At 69.8% G+C, this 17303-nt stretch carries 17 protein-coding genes; 9 read left to right on the top strand and 8 right to left on the bottom strand.

What is annotated here, in order from left to right:
• Positions 1 to 433: 433 nt before the first annotated feature.
• Together BMY97_RS33425 and BMY97_RS33430 are read right to left on the bottom strand one after the other, a co-directional pair.
• On the bottom strand, positions 434 to 1372 hold the full coding sequence (locus BMY97_RS33425; RefSeq protein WP_091624936.1) for a hypothetical protein: 939 nt from the start codon (positions 1370 to 1372) through the stop codon (positions 434 to 436).
• A 121-nt stretch (positions 1373 to 1493) separates the two neighbouring features.
• Positions 1494 to 3779, bottom strand: a complete 2286-nt coding sequence (locus BMY97_RS33430; RefSeq protein WP_091624939.1) for a (Fe-S)-binding protein — start codon at positions 3777 to 3779, stop codon at positions 1494 to 1496.
• Between the two features lie 167 nt (positions 3780 to 3946).
• Between BMY97_RS33430 and BMY97_RS33435 the strand changes: the two genes are divergently transcribed.
• Both BMY97_RS33435 and BMY97_RS33440 read left to right on the top strand, forming a co-directional pair.
• A complete protein-coding gene (locus BMY97_RS33435) occupies positions 3947 to 4273 on the top strand; it encodes a DMT family transporter (RefSeq protein ID WP_091624941.1) in 327 nt (108 codons plus the stop codon).
• Positions 4270 to 4830, top strand: coding sequence for a TetR/AcrR family transcriptional regulator (locus tag BMY97_RS33440; RefSeq protein ID WP_091624944.1), 561 nt, complete (start codon positions 4270 to 4272; stop codon positions 4828 to 4830). The genes BMY97_RS33435 and BMY97_RS33440 overlap by 4 nt, the downstream gene beginning before the upstream one ends.
• A 7-nt stretch (positions 4831 to 4837) precedes the next feature.
• Here the strand turns inward: BMY97_RS33440 and BMY97_RS33445 are convergent, their stop codons facing one another.
• The 5 genes from BMY97_RS33445 to BMY97_RS33465 form a co-directional block, all read right to left on the bottom strand.
• Positions 4838 to 5650, bottom strand: a complete 813-nt coding sequence (locus tag BMY97_RS33445) for an IclR family transcriptional regulator (protein ID WP_245787629.1) — start codon at positions 5648 to 5650, stop codon at positions 4838 to 4840.
• A gap of 76 nt (positions 5651 to 5726) precedes the next feature.
• Positions 5727 to 6389, bottom strand: a complete 663-nt coding sequence (locus BMY97_RS33450; protein WP_091624949.1) for an iron-sulfur cluster assembly protein — start codon at positions 6387 to 6389, stop codon at positions 5727 to 5729.
• Positions 6386 to 7426, bottom strand: a complete 1041-nt coding sequence (locus BMY97_RS33455) for an amidohydrolase family protein (RefSeq protein WP_091624951.1) — start codon at positions 7424 to 7426, stop codon at positions 6386 to 6388. Before BMY97_RS33455 ends, BMY97_RS33450 begins: the two co-directional genes overlap by 4 nt.
• 14 nt (positions 7427 to 7440) lie before the next feature.
• Entirely contained in the window at positions 7441 to 8466 is a 1026-nt protein-coding gene (locus tag BMY97_RS33460; RefSeq protein ID WP_091624954.1) for an NAD(P)-dependent alcohol dehydrogenase, read from the bottom strand.
• Positions 8467 to 8568: 102 nt separating this feature from the next.
• The gene (locus BMY97_RS33465; RefSeq protein WP_091624956.1) at positions 8569 to 9108 is read right to left on the bottom strand and encodes a YbhB/YbcL family Raf kinase inhibitor-like protein; all 540 of its coding nucleotides are present in this window, start codon (positions 9106 to 9108) and stop codon (positions 8569 to 8571) included.
• A 158-nt stretch (positions 9109 to 9266) separates the two neighbouring features.
• On the opposite strand from BMY97_RS33465, the gene BMY97_RS33470 reads away from it, so the two are divergent.
• From BMY97_RS33470 to BMY97_RS33500, 7 genes are all read left to right on the top strand, one after another.
• Entirely contained in the window at positions 9267 to 10034 is a 768-nt protein-coding gene (locus tag BMY97_RS33470; RefSeq protein WP_091624959.1) for a DUF4097 family beta strand repeat-containing protein, read from the top strand.
• Positions 10031 to 10717 (top strand): hypothetical protein, encoded by a 687-nt coding sequence (locus BMY97_RS33475; protein WP_245787630.1) that lies wholly within the window; start codon positions 10031 to 10033, stop codon positions 10715 to 10717. Before BMY97_RS33470 ends, BMY97_RS33475 begins: the two co-directional genes overlap by 4 nt.
• A complete protein-coding gene (locus BMY97_RS33480) occupies positions 10714 to 12126 on the top strand; it encodes an alpha/beta hydrolase (protein ID WP_091624962.1) in 1413 nt (470 codons plus the stop codon). The genes BMY97_RS33475 and BMY97_RS33480 overlap by 4 nt, the downstream gene beginning before the upstream one ends.
• Positions 12127 to 12314: 188 nt before the next feature.
• On the top strand, positions 12315 to 14174 hold the full coding sequence (gene dnaK / locus BMY97_RS33485) for a molecular chaperone DnaK (RefSeq protein ID WP_091624964.1): 1860 nt from the start codon (positions 12315 to 12317) through the stop codon (positions 14172 to 14174).
• The gene (grpE, locus tag BMY97_RS33490; RefSeq protein WP_091624967.1) at positions 14171 to 14884 is read left to right on the top strand and encodes a nucleotide exchange factor GrpE; all 714 of its coding nucleotides are present in this window, start codon (positions 14171 to 14173) and stop codon (positions 14882 to 14884) included. Before dnaK ends, grpE begins: the two co-directional genes overlap by 4 nt.
• A gap of 33 nt (positions 14885 to 14917) precedes the next feature.
• Positions 14918 to 16102 carry a molecular chaperone DnaJ gene (gene dnaJ, locus BMY97_RS33495; RefSeq protein ID WP_091624970.1) on the top strand — a complete coding sequence of 395 codons (1185 nt, stop codon included), beginning with the start codon at positions 14918 to 14920 and terminating at the stop codon, positions 16100 to 16102.
• A gap of 5 nt (positions 16103 to 16107) precedes the next feature.
• Complete coding sequence (locus tag BMY97_RS33500; RefSeq protein WP_091625397.1) at positions 16108 to 16542, top strand: heat shock protein transcriptional repressor HspR; 435 nt, start codon at positions 16108 to 16110, stop codon at positions 16540 to 16542.
• Positions 16543 to 16594: 52 nt separating this feature from the next.
• Here BMY97_RS33500 and BMY97_RS33505 read toward each other — a convergent pair whose 3' ends face one another.
• The gene (locus BMY97_RS33505; RefSeq protein WP_091624973.1) at positions 16595 to 17287 is read right to left on the bottom strand and encodes a dienelactone hydrolase family protein; all 693 of its coding nucleotides are present in this window, start codon (positions 17285 to 17287) and stop codon (positions 16595 to 16597) included.
• Positions 17288 to 17303: the final 16 nt, after the last annotated feature.

Raw genomic sequence — 17303 nt, forward strand, 5'->3', positions numbered from 1 at the left:
GAGGGCGAGGGAAAGTCTGGGCCGCTCGCGGGCCGGGGGAGCTGGTTCGTCGGCCGGGGCGGGGTCCGGTGGTTCGCGGGGTCGGGAAGGCCCGGCTGGTCCGGTGGCGCGGGAACAGGTTCGGCGGCCGGGGAATCCGTTACCACGGGGGTTTCGCCGGTCAGTCGTTCCGCTTGTTTGGCCGAGGGAAACCGGGCGCCGGAACGGCCGGTCGGTCGTGCTTCACGGTGCCCGCCCATCCCGCGCTCCCCTTTTTCCCGTGCTCAATTTCGACCCCGCGGGCGGCGGTGGTCGCGAGGAAAAGCCAGGATACGCCCGTTGTCCAGTCCTTCGGTTCGAATGTGACATCGGGCGTTCGAGTGTGCAGCGAATATGCACCAAGACTCCGCGGAAACCGTTTACCACCGGAATTCCGGTACGGTCGTACCTTTCTTCAAACGGTTAACAGAATGTTTCGTCGAGTGGCGCTTCCGAGTAACACGAGCGTCCCCGCCACGAGCACGCCTTGCTCCACGAGTGCGGCGAATCCGGCGTCGGCCGCGGTGGAAAGGCCCAGCCAGCAGTACGTGACGGCGGCGCCCGCGGCGAGTGAGACGGCCGGCGGGCGCGCCTTCAGCACATATCCGACGGCCACCGCCTCCAGTGCCAGCAGCACACCCGTCTGCAGCCACGGCGAGATCCCGAGGCCCGTCTTCATCACCTGGAACGCGCTGCTCAGCCCGAGCGCGACCGCGAAGCCCAGCCAGGCGTTGCCCGAAGGCGCCTGCGCCGGCGCACGCAGCCGCAACGCCACCAGGATCAGCGCCACCACCACGACAAGCGCGCCGGCCAGCTGTCCCGGCGCCGCCAGGAAGTGCGCGGCGTCCAGCCCGAGTGACACCGCGAAAGTCCCCACCGCGCCGACGGCCAGCAGGACGCTCCACGACCACGTGCCCGGCGTCCGCAGCCACGGCGAACGGCCGAAAAACGCCTCCGCGATCGCGATCGGTGTCGCGATGCTCCAGACGACGTGCAGCGTCAGCACGTACACCGTCCACGGGGCTCCGAGGCCGAGTACCGGGATGTGGCCGGGGCTGAGCAGGTCGAGGCCGAGGTAGTGCGGGTTGAACAGCGTTTCGGTGAGCAGCCCCTCTTCGGCGACGCCGAAAGCCAGCGCCAGCACCAAGATCGTCGGCCAGCCGAGGCCGCGTCGACGTGCGGCCTCGCGGATCAGCAGCGCGCCCGAGCCGTACAGCGCGACGTACATCGAGTACATGCCCAGCTGCTTCCCGATCTCCGGGGGACCGGCCAGGTACTGGTCGCCGAGCAGGAACTCGGCGATGAACGGGGCGAGCAGGGCCAGCGTGGCGAGCGCGGTCTTCCGTTTCGGCATTCCCCGATGGTTCCGCCGCGGGGCCGGGCGCACGCGGGCCGTCGATCACGATCGGGCCATGACAAATGTCCCGGGCAGCAAAACGGCCCCTCCGCGTGCGGAGGGGCCGTTCGCCCGAAGATTACTCCTTGTCCGGCAACGGTTCCGGCTTGTCCTCGGCGGGCTCGGCCGCCAGCTCCGCGTCCGCCGCATCGCCTTCCAGCGAAGGCGCGCCGGCCGCCACCAGCGCCGGCTCCGGCTTCCGCTTCACGGAGGTGAGCAGCAGCTGGGCGACGTCGACGACCTCGACCCGCTCGCTCGCCAGCCCGTCGCTCTGGCGCGCGGTGACGCCGTCGGTGAGCATCACGCGGCAGAACGGGCAGCCGGTCGCGATCTTCGACGGTGCGGTGCCGAGCGCCTCGTCCACCCGCTCGACGTTGATCCGCTTGCCGATCTTCTCCTCCATCCACATCCGCGCGCCGCCGGCGCCGCAGCACATGGACCGGTCGCCGTGCCGCGGCATTTCGCGCAGCTTGGCCCCGGAAGCCCCGACGAGCTCACGCGGCGCGTCGTAGACCTTGTTGTGCCGGCCCAGGTAACACGGGTCGTGGTAGGTGACGTCCTCGGCGACGGGCGCCACCGGCGTCAGGTACTTCTCGCGCACCAGGCGGTTCAGCAGCTGCGTGTGGTGCACGACGTCGAACTGGCCGCCCAGCTCCGGGTATTCGTTGGCGAGGGTGTTGAAGCAGTGCGCACAGGTGACGACCACCTTGCGCGCCTTGCGTTCGCGGCCCTCGAACACCGAGTTCAGCACCTCGACGTTCTGCTGGGCGAGCATCTGGAACAGGAACTCGTTGCCCGCGCGGCGCGCCGGGTCACCGGTGCACGACTCCTCCGAGCCGAGCACGGTGTACTTCACGCCCGCGATGTGCAGCAGCTCGGCCACGGCGCGGGTGGTCTTCTTCGCGCGGTCCTCGAACGCACCGGCGCAGCCGACCCAGAACAGGTACTCCGCGTCGCCGAGGTCACCCTCGAAGACCGGCACCTCGAAGTCGAGGTCTTCCGTCCACTGTAGACGGTCCTTGGCGTTCTGGCCCCACGGATTGCCCTTGTTCTCCAGGTTCTTGAACATGCCGTTGAGCTCAGTCGGGAACGACGACTCGATCATCACCTGGTAGCGGCGCATGTCGACGATGTGGTCGACGTGCTCGATGTCCACCGGGCACTGCTCCACGCAGGCGCCGCAGCTGGTGCAGGACCAGAGCATGTCCGGGTCGATGATGCCGTTTTCCTCGGCGCCGCCGATCAGCGGACGTTCGGACTCGGCGAGCGCGAGCACGTCGATGCCGGCGTGCGGGTTGTCGCCGGTCAAGCCGATCTCGTCGCCCGCCATGTCACGCTTGCCGCCTGCGAGCAGGTACGGCGCCTTGGCGTACGCGTGGTCGCGCAGCTGGGTGATCAGCAGCTTCGGCGAAAGCGGCTTGCCGGTGTTCCACGCGGGGCACTGCGACTGGCAACGGCCGCATTCGGTGCACGTCGAGAAGTCGAGCCAGCCCTTCCAGCTGAAGTCCTCGACCCGGCCGACGCCGAAGGTGTCCTCGTCCGGGTCGGCCTCCTCGAGGTCGAGCACCTTGCCGCCGGACATCATCGGCTTGACCGCGCCGAGCGCGACCCCGCCGTCGGCCTCGCGCTTGAAGTAGATGTTGAAAAACGCGCTGAACCGGTGCCACGCGACGCCCATGGTCATCGTCCGGGCGACCACGATCAGCCACACGGTGGCGCTCATCAGCTTGACGAACGCGAAGACCGAGACCAAGGCGGCGCTCGAGGGCAGCAGCTCGCTCAACGGGTTCGACACGAACGCGGCCCAGGTCGGCACCTCGTGGACGTGCATCGCGGCCTTGCCCGCGCGCACGCCGATGATCCCGATGCCCTCGATGATCACCACGGCTTCGACGAAGTAGGCCCACTTGAAGTTCGAGCCCGCGAAGCGCGACTGCCGGTCGGCGCGGCGGGGGTGGTTCAGCTGCCGGATGACCGCCAGCGCGACGCCGCCGACGACGGTGCCGACGCCGAGCAGCTCCATCAGCAGGCTCCACAGCGACCAGTCCTCGAGCACCGGCCAGCCCCAGGTCGGGACGAACACCTCGCCGTAGGCCTCGAACAGCGCGAGCGACCCGATCAGGAAGCCCCACATCACCATCCAGTGCCACGGGGCGACCTGGCGGAACTTGGCCATCCGGGTGTGGGCGGCGAACTCCTTGACCATGGTCATCAGCCGCGGCGTGAACGGCCCGTTGCGGGTCGGGTCGGGCTGGCCGAGGCGGATCACGCGCACGAACCGGGCCACGGTCGCGATGAACATTCCCCAGGCGACGATGCCGAGGAGAACGGAGATCCCCCCGAGCGTCAGCTGTACAGCGCCCATCGTCGGGTGCCTTTCGTCCGGTGTGGTGGTGCCGGTGCCGAAGCCCCGGTTGTCGAGCAGGGTAACGCTTCTTACTGATGGGTAACCGGTTGGAGAGCCCTAAGTCCCACCGATGTGGTGCACGCCTCGCTAGCTAGTGGGACGATGGTTCAGGTAGTTTCGCAACCATGGGTGCTTACTTGTACCTCGCTTTGGCCATCGCCGCAGAAGTGACCGCGACCGTGTCGCTGAAGCTCTCCGACGGTTTCTCCCGCCTCGGGCCGTCGATCTTCGTGGTGATCGGTTACGGCGTGGCGTTTTTCGCGCTCGCGCGGGTGCTGAAGCTGGGGTTGCCGATCGGGGTGGCGTACGCGGTCTGGGCCGCGGCGGGCGTGGCGCTGGTCGCGATCGTCGGGGTGCTGTTCCTCAAGGAGCCGTTCAACCTCGCGATGGCCGCCGGGCTGGTGCTGGTGATCGGCGGCGTGGTGCTGATCGAGGTGGGGAGCAGCCAGTGAAGATCCAGGTCGACGGGCGCAAGGCGCGCGGGGACAAGCGGCGCGCGGAGATCATCGCGGCCACGCTGCGGGTGATCGAGCGCGACGGCGTCGCCGGGGTCACCCACCGCACCGTCGCGACGGAGGCGGGCGTGCCCACGACGTCGACGACCTATCACTTCTCCTCACTCGACGACCTGCTCGTGGCCACGCTCATCTCGTGCGCGCGGGACATGGCGACCGAGGTGTACTGGATGATCGACCGCGCGCGCTCGCGCGGCAGCCGCGGCGCCGAGGAGGTGGCCGGGCTGCTCGCGGAGGCGCTGGGCCCGCGGCGCGGCCGCACGATGGCGGAGTACGAGCTGTACCTGCTGGCCGCCCGCAAACCCGAGCTGCGCCCGGCCGCGCGCCGCTGGCTCGACGTGCTGACGTCGATGGTCCGGCACGACGACGAGGTCGCGTTCCGCGTGTTCCTGGCGGGGATCGACGGGCTGCTGATCCAGGGCCTGATCGACGACGAGCCGCCGTCGGCCGACGAGCTGCGGCCGGTGGTGGACTACCTGCTCAAGCCGCACTGAACAGCACTTATGAGGGTTTTGCCGCCAGCAGCCGGGAAAAGCGGGCGGCGCCGGCGCGAGCCGCGCGCTCCAGGTGCCAGCGGCGGGAAGCGAACTGCTCCGCGGGGACGGAGAAGGCGACCGCGCCCGTGACGTTCTGGGCCGCGTCCAGCACCGGCGCCGAGAGGCAAGCCAGCTCCGGCAGGAACTCCTCGATCTCCAGCGCCATCCCGGAATGCGCGACGGCCTGCAGCTCCGTCTCGAGGTCGGGCGAGCGGACCGTGGTGTGCGCGGTGAGGCGCGGCATGCCCGCGCTCGTCAGGTAATCGCGGCGCTGCTTCGCCGGCAGGGACGCCAGCATGACTTTGCCGAACGCGGTGGCGTGCGCGGCTTCGTGGAAGCCGAAGTCCAACGGTTGCGCGCGCGGGAACTCCGGCGAGTCCGCGACCGCGGCGACGACCACCTCGGTGTCGCGGAACACCGTGTAATACGCCGCCGCGCCCGCGCGCAGGTGGAGCTTGTGCAGGCCGTCGCGCAGCTCGCGGCCGACGTCCAGCTCGTCGAGCAGGCTCTCGTGCAGCCCGCCGATCTTGTAGCCGAGGCCGAAGCCCCGGCCGTGGCCGAGCCGGATCAAATAGCCTTCGTGGACCAGGGTGTTCAGCAGGTGGTACGTGGTCGACAGCTTGTAGCCCGCGCGCCGGGCGACGGCCTTGGCGGCGATGCCGTCGCCCGCGCCGGCCACGATCTCCAGCACCCGCAGGGCCCGCTGCGCCGAACCGATCAAGCCGCTGGGCTCCTCGGCATTCCGGTCGTCCGGACTCGGCTGGGCGGGGACTGACACGGCGTGACCTCCGCGAGTGGCGTTCGGCGGTGAACGAGTGAGGCATGCAACGTCCACCATACTTGCTCCGAACGGCTCAAGCGGAGTATCTGGTCTGCAACAATCCCCTGCAGAGCCCGGCGTTGCCGTCGATGCTGATCCGGACCGCCCGCGCGAACCGCAGCCGCAACGCCGCTTCGCCCGCCGGGATCACCACTCCCTTCTCGTCCACGAGCAGTGGCGCGTCCGGGCCGCAGTCGATGTCGAGGTCGCGCCGCCTTCGCAGCAGGCTGGACCGAACGGGTGACTCCGGCACGTCGCCGAGGGTGAGCCCGGCGATCTCCGCCGGGGTCCGCCCGTCCTGCACCAGTTTTGTGCCCAGCCGGTCGAGGCCGGCCAGGTAGGCCTTGCGCCGGAAGATCAGCCGCAGCTCGTCCAGCTCCCCGATCGCCTCCGTCGGGAACGTGCCCTCGAAGCCCGCCTGGCCCGCGACCCCGGCGTTGATCTCTTCCGACGCGAAGTGGTCGTCCAGCCGGATGTCGACCGAGGTGACGCCCTCGACCGCGGTGACGGCGTCGTGCGCGTCGGCCACCATCAGGTAGGCGAAGTTCGGCGCGCAGAAGTACGTCGGCAGCCGCAAACGCACCTCCGCGTGCCCTTCGACCAGCGTCGCCGAGTGCACAAAACCCAGCTCTGTCACGGGTTCGTCCAGTTCGGGGTCGCGCACCGTGTCGAGCGCGGCCCACAACCGCGGGTTCACGCCGGCACCTTGGGCGCGGACCCGACGGCGTCACCGCTGTCGGCGGACGCCTCGCTGACGCCGAGGCCTTCGGGCACTTCGAGGTCGTACAGCTTCGCCACGTTCAGGCCGAGGATCTTCTTCTTGATGTCGGTGGTCAGCACGCCGTACTCGCTCTGCATGTCCTCCGGGATTTGGAAGTCCACAAAGGCCTCGATCAGCCACTTGGGCGTCCAGATCGCGTAGTCGCTGGCGAAGGTGATCCGGTTTTCGTCCGTCCAGTACAACAGTTCGCCGATGATCTGCGCGAAGTACCGCGGCCGCGTGTGGATGAACGGCAGCGCGACGGCGAGGCCGCCGTATACGTTCGGCTCCTGTGTCGCGATCCAGCAGTAGTCCTCCAGCCGCGGCAGGCCGACGTGCTCGACGATGAACCGCAGGTCCGGGAACGCGCTGGCCACGTCGTCGATGTCGGCCACGTCGAAGGCGTCGCGGTTGAGCGGGTAGATCGTCGGTCCTTTGTGGACGTGAATATTGCGGATGCCGAGTTCCTGGCACTTCTCCAGGTACCGGTACGACCACGGGTCGGACAGCTTCCAGCCCTTCGAATCGCCCTTCCACTCGGCCGTGTAGAGCTTGACGCCCTTGAGGTTCCAGCGTTCGGCGAGTGCTTCCAGCTTCTCGAGGCCGGCTTCGCCGTCACGCGGGTCCCACGCGCCGTTGACGGTGAACTTGTCCGGGTGCTTCTCGGCGAGCACGCCGTCCTGCTCGGTGGTGTTGAAGCCGTTGACGTAGAAGTCGGTGAGGTAGGTCGGCTGGAACACCGCGTGGTCCACGTAGCCGACCTCGAACAGGTCGTGGAGGATCTTTTCCTCGCTCTGCTGCCAGAACTGCTCCAGCGTCCACTTCGCGTGGTCCGGCGAGAGGTTCTTGTGGTAGTCGTAGAAGCAGTTGATGAAGCCCTCGCCGTAGCGGTTGGCCTGGTTGGCCGGGCGCGCGTCCCAGAAGTGCACGTGCCCGTCGACGATGAAGTAGCGCTCGCCGTCCTTTTCGTACATGAGCTTCGACTCCCTTACGGTACGAGGATTCCGCGGCCCTGCAGCCGGCCGTTGTCCAAGTCGTCCATGGCTTCGTTGACCGCGTCCAGCGGGTACGTCCTGGTGTGCAGGCGGACCTTGCCCTGCGCCGCGAGCGCCATCAGCTCGTCCAGGTCGTTGTAGGAGCCGACGAGGTTGCCGACGATGTTGATCTCGGTCGAGATGATGTCGATCGTGGGCACGTCCACGTGGCCGCCGTAGCCGATCACGAAGTACGAGCCGGCGCGGCGCAGCATCTTGATGCCCTGGGCCTCCGTGCCCTTCTCGCCGACGAAGTCGAGCACCACCTGCGCGCCCGCGCCGCCGGTCAGGTCGAGCACGGCGTCGACCTGGCCGCCGTCGGCGAGCACGGTGTGCGCGGCGCCGTAGGACTTGGCGAGGTCGAGCGCGGCCTGGTTGGCGTCGACCACGATCACCTCGGCCGGCACCATCGCGGCGAGGCACTGGATGCCGATGTGGCCGAGCCCGCCGGCGCCGATCACCGCGACCTTCGTGCCGGCGTACAGCAGCGGCACGGCCTTGCGGACGGCGTGGTAGGCGGTCAGCCCCGCGTCTGCCAGCGCGGCGACGTCCGCGGGCTGCAGCGAAGGATCGAGCTTGACCACCGAGCGCGCGTTGGTGAGCAGGTACTCGGCCATGCCGCCGTCGGTGTCGATGCCCGGGAACTGGGAGTTCTCACAGTGCACGTCGTCGCCGGCGCGGCAGGCGCGGCACAGCCCGCAGGTGGCCAGCGGGTGCAGGATCACCGGGTCGCCGGGCTCCACTGTGGACACTGCCGAGCCGACCGCCTCGACCCAGCCCGCGTTCTCGTGGCCGATCGTGTAAGGCAGCGTGACGCCGGACTTCTCGGCCCACTGCCCCTCGATGATGTGCAGATCGGTGCGGCACAACCCGGCGCCGCCGATCCGCACCACGACGTCGAGCGGCCCGGTCACCTCCGGCTTGGCGACGTCCTCCACCACCGGGCGTTTTTCGTACTCGTGGACCCGCACCGCTTTCATGACCCGCTCCTCGTCCTCGTCGACGTCCTTTGATCGTCGGACGGCGGGGAGGGCGGGTCAACGGCCGGGATTTCACCCAGCGGGAAATCCCGGCCGCCGGGGTCAGCCCTTGTTCTCGTAGACCGGGGTCAGGGTCGCGCGGCCGAGGGTGTGGCCGAGCAGGTTGAAGCCGAGGAACGCCGGGGTGGCGTCGCCGTCGATGTCGAGCGAGTCGACGTCGAGGGCGTGCACCACGAAGTAGTAACGGTGCGGGCCGTGCCCGGGAGGCGGGGCGGCGCCGAGGTACTGCTTGACGCCGCCGTCGCCCTTGAGCGTCACGGCGCCCTCGGGCAGGCCCGAGCCCTCCGCGTCGCCGGCGTTCGCCGCCAGCTCCGTCACCGAAGCCGGGATGTTGAACACCGCCCAGTGCCAGAACCCGCTGGCCGTGGGGGCGTCGGGGTCGTACACCGTCACCACGAAGCTTTTCGTCTCCGCGGGGAAGCCCTCCCAGGACAGCTGCGGCGACCGGTCTTCGCCCCCGGCCCCGAAGATGCCGGATCGCTGCGGGATCGCCAGCGTCTCGCCGTCGGCGATGTCGGTGCTGCGCAGCGTGAACGACGGCGCGGAAGGCAGGAAGTCGTAGGGGTTGGGTGACTGAGGCATGAATCCTCCTGAGCACGGAAGTCCGAACGACGCCAGGCTAGGCCCGCCGACCCCGGGCGTCTCCTCAGGGATGTATCGGGGGGTTTACCGGATGTCGAGCACCCCGGCCTGCTCATAAGGTCACCCGGGACGGATCGTTACTGAGGGGACGGATCGAAATGGCGCGCCCGCTGCTGGCACTAGGTGGGATAGTTCTGATCGGGGTCGGGGTGGCCATCGCGCTCGGCTGGGGGCTGGGCTCTTCGGTGGTGCGTGACGCGAAGGTGGCGCAGCCGATCCACAGCGTGAAGCTGGCCGCCGATTCCGGGGACGTCAAGATCCGCGTCGGCACCGGGGCCGTGACCGTGCACCAGAAGCTGCACTACAACTTCCGCTCGGCGCCGGACGACGCCTTCCGCGTGGAAGGCGACCAGCTGGTGCTCGGCAGCTGCGGCCGCAACTGCACCGCCGACTTCGACGTGGTCGTCCCCGCCGGCGTGCCGGTCACCGGCTCCACCAGCTCGGGCGGGGTGGACATCGTCGGCGTGGCCAGCGTGGACGTGTCCTCCAACTCCGGTGACGCGAATGTGGAGAACGTCGCCGGGCTGGTGAAGCTCACCCTCGACAGCGGGTCCATCGACCTGCGCGACGTCGGCGTGGTCCAGGCGCACAGCGACTCCGGCCACGTCTCGGGCGACGGGTTGCGCGGGCCGGTCGACGTCTCGTCGGACAGCGGCAGCGTGAAGCTCAAGCTCGCGCAGCCCAGCGACGTCAAGGTGAAGGCGGAGTCCGGCAGCGTCGACGTGCGCGTGCCCGACGGCTCGTACCGCGTGATCGGCGACAGCGACAGCGGCAGCCGGTCGATCGACATCCCGCCGGGCTCGTCCGAGGTGAAGACGCTCGACCTGAACACCAGCAGCGGCTCCGTCTCGGTCAAGGCCGCATGAACCGCGAAGCCCTGGGGCACAACACAAAGCGGCTGCTGATCGGGGCGGTGCTGCTGGGCTCGGCGGTCGCCGTGGCCGGCTGCTCGGGGATCGGCCGGCCGGACAAGCTCTCCGACGGCCAGCCGGTGACCACGCCGATCACCGCCGTCCGGGTCGACGTGCCGGCAGGCGGGGTGCAGCTGCGGGTCGAGGACGGCGCGCCGGTTTCGGTGCGCCGCGAGGTCGAGTACCGCGGCAACCGCCCGGGCCGGACGCACCGGGTCGAGGGCACCACCCTCGTGCTCTCCGGCTGCGGCCAGGACTGCGAGGTCCGCTACGACGTGGTCGTGCCGCGCGCGCTGCCGGTCAGCGGCTCACTCGACACCGGGACGGTCACGCTCGACCGGCCCGCCGACGTCGACCTGCGGCGCGGCACCGGGACCACCACGCTCACCCGCGTGACCGGCCCGGTCAAGCTCGACGGCGGCACCGGCACCGCGGAGATCGGGCTCGAGCAGCCCGGCGCCGTGCAGGCCAGGGTGAGTACCGGCGACCTCACCGTCTCCGTCCCGCCGGCCGCCTACCGGGTGGACGCGCACGTCGGCACCGGCCGGACGAACCTGGGCGTGGCACAGGACCCGGCCTCGCCGAACCGGCTCGACCTGCGCGTCGACACCGGCAGCATCACGGTGCGAACAGCGTGAAACTCGTCGCGGCGGCTCTTCTTCTCCTGCCCTTGCTCACGGTTCCCGCTTCCCCGGCGCTTCAGTGGACGCCGTGCGCGACGCGGCCGGAGCCCACAGCTCGGTGCGCGCACGTCGATGTCCCCCTCGATCGCACCCGGCCCGAAGCCGGCACGGCACGGCTCGCGCTGGCGGAGCTGCCTGCGACCGACCCGGCGCACCGCATCGGGTCGTTGCTGATCAACCCGGGCGGGCCGGGCGGCTCCGGGGTCGGTTACGTGCAGTTCGGCGGCTTCTCCGGCCCTGAATTCGCCCAGCTGCGGCAGCACTTCGACCTCGTAGGCTTCGATCCGCGCGGCGTCTGGTTCAGCACGCCCAAGATCACCTGTGATCCGGCGAAGCTGTACGACCCGGCCGTGAACCGGTATCCGGCGACGGAAGCGGAGTACGCCGCGCTGCTCGCCCACAACCGCGCGGCCGGCGAGGACTGCCTGGCCAAGACCGGGCCGATGCTCGGGCAGGCCGACACGCAAAGCGCGGCCGAGGACGTCGAGTCGATCCGGGTCGCCTTGGGCGAGCCGAAGATCTCGTGGCTCGGCGTCTCCTACGGCACTGAGCTTGGCGCCGTTTACGCCTCGAAGCACCCGGACCACGTGCGGGCGATGGTGCTCGACGGCGCCGTCGACCACGCCCGGCCGCTGCGTCAGGCGATCATCGAGGAGGCGGCCGCGACCGAGGATTCGTTGGTGCGCTTCGCTTCCTGGTGCGAGGGCTCGGCGGAGTGCGCGCTGCACGGCGTCGACGTGCTGCGGTATTACGACGACCTCGTCGCCCGCGGCGCCTACTCCAGCGCGCTGGGCCGGACGGCGACCGGGGACGAGTTGTCCTCGGGTGTCTACGGGTTCCTCGCTTCGCGGAGCCAGTGGCCGGACCTGGGCCGCGCGCTCGCCGCCGCCGGCGGGGACCATCCGGACTCGGCGGCGCTAACGCAGGTCGCTTCCTTCTTCTCGCCGATCTACGGCGCGTACCGGGCCATCGGGTGCCAGGACTTCCCTTCGCCGTTCACCGGGCTCGCCGACCTGCGCGTGACCGCCGGCCTGGTCCGCGCCGTCGCGCCGCACAGCTGGCGATACTCCGAGTTCTGGGACTTCACCAGCGGCTGCGCGGGGTGGCCGGTCCCGGCGAAGAACCCGCCGCAGCCGAGTCCGGTGCACGGCGCCCCGCCGATCCTCGTGGTCGGCGGCACGCACGACCCGGCGACGCCGCTGGCGTGGGCCCGCGGGCTCGCCGACAGCATCGACGGCTCGGTCCTGCTCACCCGGACCGACGACGGCCACACCGGGCTCGACAACTCGCCCTGCGCCCGCGCCGAAGAGGTGAAATACCTGGTGAGCGGGATCACACCCGGTCCGGGGAAGGTCTGCAGCTGATCCCGGGAACAAGCGCCCGCACCTGCTCGTTACCCTGATACGAAGGTTGAGCGCAGCCGACTCAAGTCTGGCTTGACGAGGCGCGCGAAGCCCAGCTAGAACTTGCCAGGGCCCCGCTCAAGGCGGAGCCGGTCCGTGCAGGTCACGAACATACCAGCAGCACAGCTGCCAACACAGGAGGAAGCACCATGGCGCGAGCGGTCGGCATCGACCTCGGCACGACCAACTCGGTCGTCGCCGTCCTTGAGGGCGGCGAGCCGACGGTCATCGCCAACTCGGAAGGCTCCCGTACCACCCCGTCCATCGTCGCCTTCGCCAAGAACGGCGAAGTGCTGACCGGCCAGCCGGCGAAGAACCAGGCGGTCACGAACGTCGACCGCACGATCCGCTCGGTGAAGCGGCACATCGGCACCGACTGGAAGACCGAGATCGACGGCAAGGGGTACACGCCGCAGGAGATCAGCGCGCGCGTGCTGATGAAGCTGAAGCGCGACGCCGAGTCGTACCTGGGCGAGGAGATCACCGACGCGGTGATCACCGTCCCGGCGTACTTCGAGGACGCCCAGCGGCAGGCCACCAAGGAGGCCGGGCAGATCGCCGGCCTGAACGTGCTCCGCATCGTCAACGAGCCGACCGCCGCCGCGCTGGCGTACGGCCTGGACAAGGGCGAGAAGGAGCAGACCATCCTGGTCTTCGACCTCGGTGGCGGCACGTTCGACGTCTCGCTGCTGGAGATCGGCGAGGGTGTGGTCGAGGTCCGCGCGACCTCCGGTGACAACCACCTCGGCGGTGACGACTGGGACGAGCGCATCGTCAAGTGGCTGGTCGACAAGTTCAAGGCCACCAACGGCATCGACCTGACCCGCGACAAGATGGCGCTGCAGCGCATCCGCGAGGCGGCGGAGAAGGCGAAGATCGAGCTGTCCAGCTCCAACTCCGCCAGCATCAACCTGCCCTACATCACCGTGGACGGCGACAAGAACCCGCTGTTCCTCGACGAGACGCTTTCGCGCGCCGAGTTCCAGAAGATCACCTCGGACCTGCTCGAGCGCACCCGCAACCCGTTCAACAACGTGATCCGCGACGCGGGCACCTCGGTCGGCGACATCGACCACGTCGTGCTCGTGGGTGGCTCCACCCGCATGCCGGCCGTGGCCGAGCTGGTCAAGGAGCTGACCGGCGGGCGCGAGCCGAACAAGGGCGTGAACCCGGACGAGGTCGTCGCGGTCGGCGCGGCGCTGCAGGCCGGGGTGCTCAAGGGTGAGGTCAAGGACGTCCTGCTGCTCGACGTGACCCCGCTTTCGCTGGGCATCGAGACCAAGGGCGGCGTGTTCACCAAGCTCATCGAGCGCAACACCACGATCCCGACCAAGCGCTCGGAGACCTTCTCCACCGCGGACGACAACCAGCCGTCGGTGCAGATCCAGGTGTTCCAGGGTGAGCGCGAGATCGCCGCGCACAACAAGAAGCTCGGCATGTTCGAGCTGACCGGCCTGCCGCCCGCCCCGCGCGGCGTGCCGCAGATCGAGGTCACCTTCGACATCGACGCCAACGGCATCGTGCACGTGACCGCGAAGGACCTGGGCACGAACAAGGAGCAGTCGATGACGATCACCGGCGGCTCCGCGCTGCCGAAGGACGACATCGAGCGGATGGTCAAGGACGCCGAGGCGCACGCCGAGGAGGACAAGACCCGTCGTGAAGAGGCCGAGACGCGCAACCAGGCCGAGACGCTGGTCTACCAGACCGAGAAGTTCCTGAAGGACAACGACGACAAGCTGCCCGAGGACCTCAAGGGCAAGGTCAAGTCCGCGATCGACGAGTCGAACGAGGCGCTCAAGGGCACCGACTCGGCCAAGATCCGGGAGTCCATCGAGAAGCTGAACACGGCTTCGCAGGAGCTGGGCACCGCGCTGTACGCGAACGCGAACGCCGAGGGCGCCCCGGGTGCCGACGCCGGTGCCGCGGGTGACGCCGCGGGCGGCGGCCAGGCCAAGGAAGACGACGTCGTCGACGCCGAGATCGTGGAAGAGGACAAGAAGAAGTGACCCCACGACACGAGGACACCGAGGGCCGGGGCCCGGACGAACCGGTGGTCGTGCGTGACCGGCGGCGGGTCGACCCGCAGACCGGTGAGGTCCGCCCACCTGCCCCGGACAGTGAAGCGCCAGTGCCGGCCGAGGAGGAGCCCGCGGGCAAGCACGCGGGCCCCTCGCTCGGCGACTCGGTGGTCGACGACGCCGTCTCGGTGGCGTCGGACGTCGAGAAGCAGCTGGCCGAGCGCACTGCCGACCTGCAGCGGTTGCAGGCGGAGTACGCGAACTACCGCAAGCGGGTGGACCGCGACCGCGAGGCCGTGGTGCTGCGTGCCAAGGCCTCGGTGGTCGAAGACCTGCTGCCGCTGCTCGACGACCTCGAGCGCGCGGAGCAGCACGGCGACCTGACCGGTGCGTTCAAGGCGGTCGGCGACAAGCTGGTCAGCGGTATGCAGCGGGCCGGCCTGGAGTCGTTCGGCGCGGAGGGCGAGCCCTTCGACCCGAGCGTGCACGAGGCCGTCCAGCACAACACCGCGCCGGACGTGACGGGCCCGACGGTCACCGTGGTCATGCGCCGCGGCTACCGCTTCGGGGACCGGGTGCTGCGGGCGGCGCTGGTCGGGGTCACCGACCACGAGCCGGCCGCGGAAACCCCGGTCGACCCGCCGGTCGAGGGCGAGCTGCCGCTCGACGGGTCGATCGATGAGCCGAACCAGCAGTAACAGTCGTTCCACAGTGGAAGGAGGAGGCACCCGGTGAGTGCTCGGGATTGGATCGGTAAGGACTTCTACCGTGAGCTGGGTGTCTCCTCCGACGCCACGGCGGACGAGATCAAGAAGGCCTACCGCAAGCTGGCCAAGGAGAACCACCCGGACGCCAACGCGGGCAACACGGCGGCGGAGAACAAGTTCAAGGCCGTCTCCGAGGCGTACGGCGTGCTGTCCGACTCGGCCAAGCGCAAGGAGTACGACGAGGCGCGCAGCCTCTTCGGCTCCGGCGGCGCGGGCGGGTTCGGCGGCTTCCCCGGCGGTGCCGGTGGGGCCGGCGGCTTCGACATGGGCGACATCTTCAGCCAGGGCGGCGCCCAGCAGGGCGGCTTCGGCGGGCTCGGCGACATCCTGGGCGGCATCTTCGGCCGGGGTGGCCGCGGCGGCCCGGCCGGTGCGGCGGCGAACCGGCCGCAGCGCGGAGCCGACGTCGAGACCGACGTCCGGATCGACTTCACCGAGGCGGTCAAGGGCGCGACCCTGCCGTTGCGGTTGTCGAGCCCGGCCACCTGCTCGACCTGCGGCGGCAACGGCGCGAAGCCGGGCACTTCGCCGCGCACCTGCCCGACCTGCAACGGGTCCGGGCTGGTCAGCCGCAGCCAGGGCGCGTTCGCGTTCTCCGAGCCGTGCCGCGACTGCCGCGGCCGCGGCCAGCTGATCGACGACCCGTGCCCCGAGTGCGGTGGCGAGGGCATCAGCACCCGCACCCGCACGCTGACCGTGCGCATCCCGCCGGGCGTCGACGACGACCAGCGGATCCGCCTGGCCGCGCAGGGCGAGCCGGGCCGCGGCGGCGCGCAGGCCGGTGACCTGTACGTGCGCGTGCACGTCGCGCCGCATCCCCTGTTCGGCCGCAAGGACCTGAATCTGACGCTGACCGTGCCGGTGGACTTCACCGAGCTGGCGCTGGGCACCACCGTCACGGTGCCGACGCTGGACGGCAAGGTGTCGCTCAAGGTGCCCGCGGGTACCGCGAGTGGACGAGTGTTGCGCGTGCGGGGAAAGGGCATTCAGAAGCGGGACGGCTCACAAGGTGACCTCATGGTGACCCTGCAGGCGGCGGTTCCGGCCAAACTGGATGACAAGGCGCGCTCGGCGCTCGAGGCCTACGCCGAGTCGATCAAGGGCCACGACCCGCGGCCCGAGATCACTGAGCTGCTCGAAGGCAGGTGAGGGTGATGTTCGGCGGACTACCGGGACTCCCACACGGCGCGGACGAGGACACGCCGGTGTTCGTGATTTCGGTGGCGGCGCAGCTTTCCGGGCTGCACGCCCAGACGCTGCGCTCGTACGACCGCCAGGGCCTGGTCTCGCCGGGCCGCACCTCCGGCGGCGGGCGCCGTTACTCGATGCGTGACATCGCGCTGCTGCGCGAGGTGCAACGCCTCTCGCAGGAGGCCGGCGTCAACCTGGCCGGCGTCAAGCGCATCATCGAGCTGGAGAACCAGGTCGACGCCCTGCGCGCCCGCGTGCACGAGCTGACCGAGGAGATCGCGGCGGCGTACGCGGCCGCCGAGCAGGCGACCGCCGCGGTCCACGCCTCCTACCGCAAGGACCTGGTGCCGACGCGGCAGCAGACCGCGCTGGTGGTGTGGAAACCCAAGCACCGCTGAACTACTCGTGAGTGTTTTTAGGACGGTGAGAACCGTCATGAACACTCACGAGTCATTTCAGGTGTTCGGCGAAGAACGCGGTCACCCGTTTCCAGGCATCGGAGTCCGAAGGCTCGTGGTAGCCGAAGTTCGCGATGCGCGCCAAGGTCTGGAGCGGGGCCGGGCCCATCTTGTTCGCGAAGCTGTGGCCGGCGTCGGGGTACTCCTTGACGTCGTGCGGGATGCCGCGCGACTCCAGTTCCGCCTCGAGCTTCGCGGCCGCGCCGCGCAGGGTCGGGTCGCGGCGGCCGAAGCTGGCGACCACCGGGCAGGCACCGTCCAAAGCGGACAGATCGCGGGGCAGCTGGCCGTAGTAGGGGGCGGAGGCGTCGAACTCGCGTGCCGCCGCGACCAGCGCGAAGCCGCCGCCCATGCAGTAGCCGACGACGCCGACCTTGCCGGTCGAGTCCGGGCGCGCGGCCACGAGTGAACGGGCCGCTTCGATGTCGTCGTACGCGCGGCCCGAACGGGCGAACAGCTCGCTGAACACCCGCTTCACGCAACGGAAGAAGCCGCCGCGCGAGTACAGGTCGGGGCTCAGCGCGAGGTAGCCCTCGGCGGCGAACCGGTCGGTGATGTTCCGGGCGTCCTGCGACAGGCCGATCGCGTCGTGGATGATCACCAGGCCGGGCCAGGGCCCGGGGCCTTCGGGGGTGGCCAGGTAGCCCTTGATGCCGCCGTCCGCGGCGGGGATCCGGATCTCCATGGCCCACAGCGTAGCC

It is taken from the genome of Amycolatopsis saalfeldensis (genome assembly GCF_900110575.1).
Classification (GTDB): Bacteria; Actinomycetota; Actinomycetes; order Mycobacteriales; family Pseudonocardiaceae; genus Amycolatopsis; species Amycolatopsis saalfeldensis.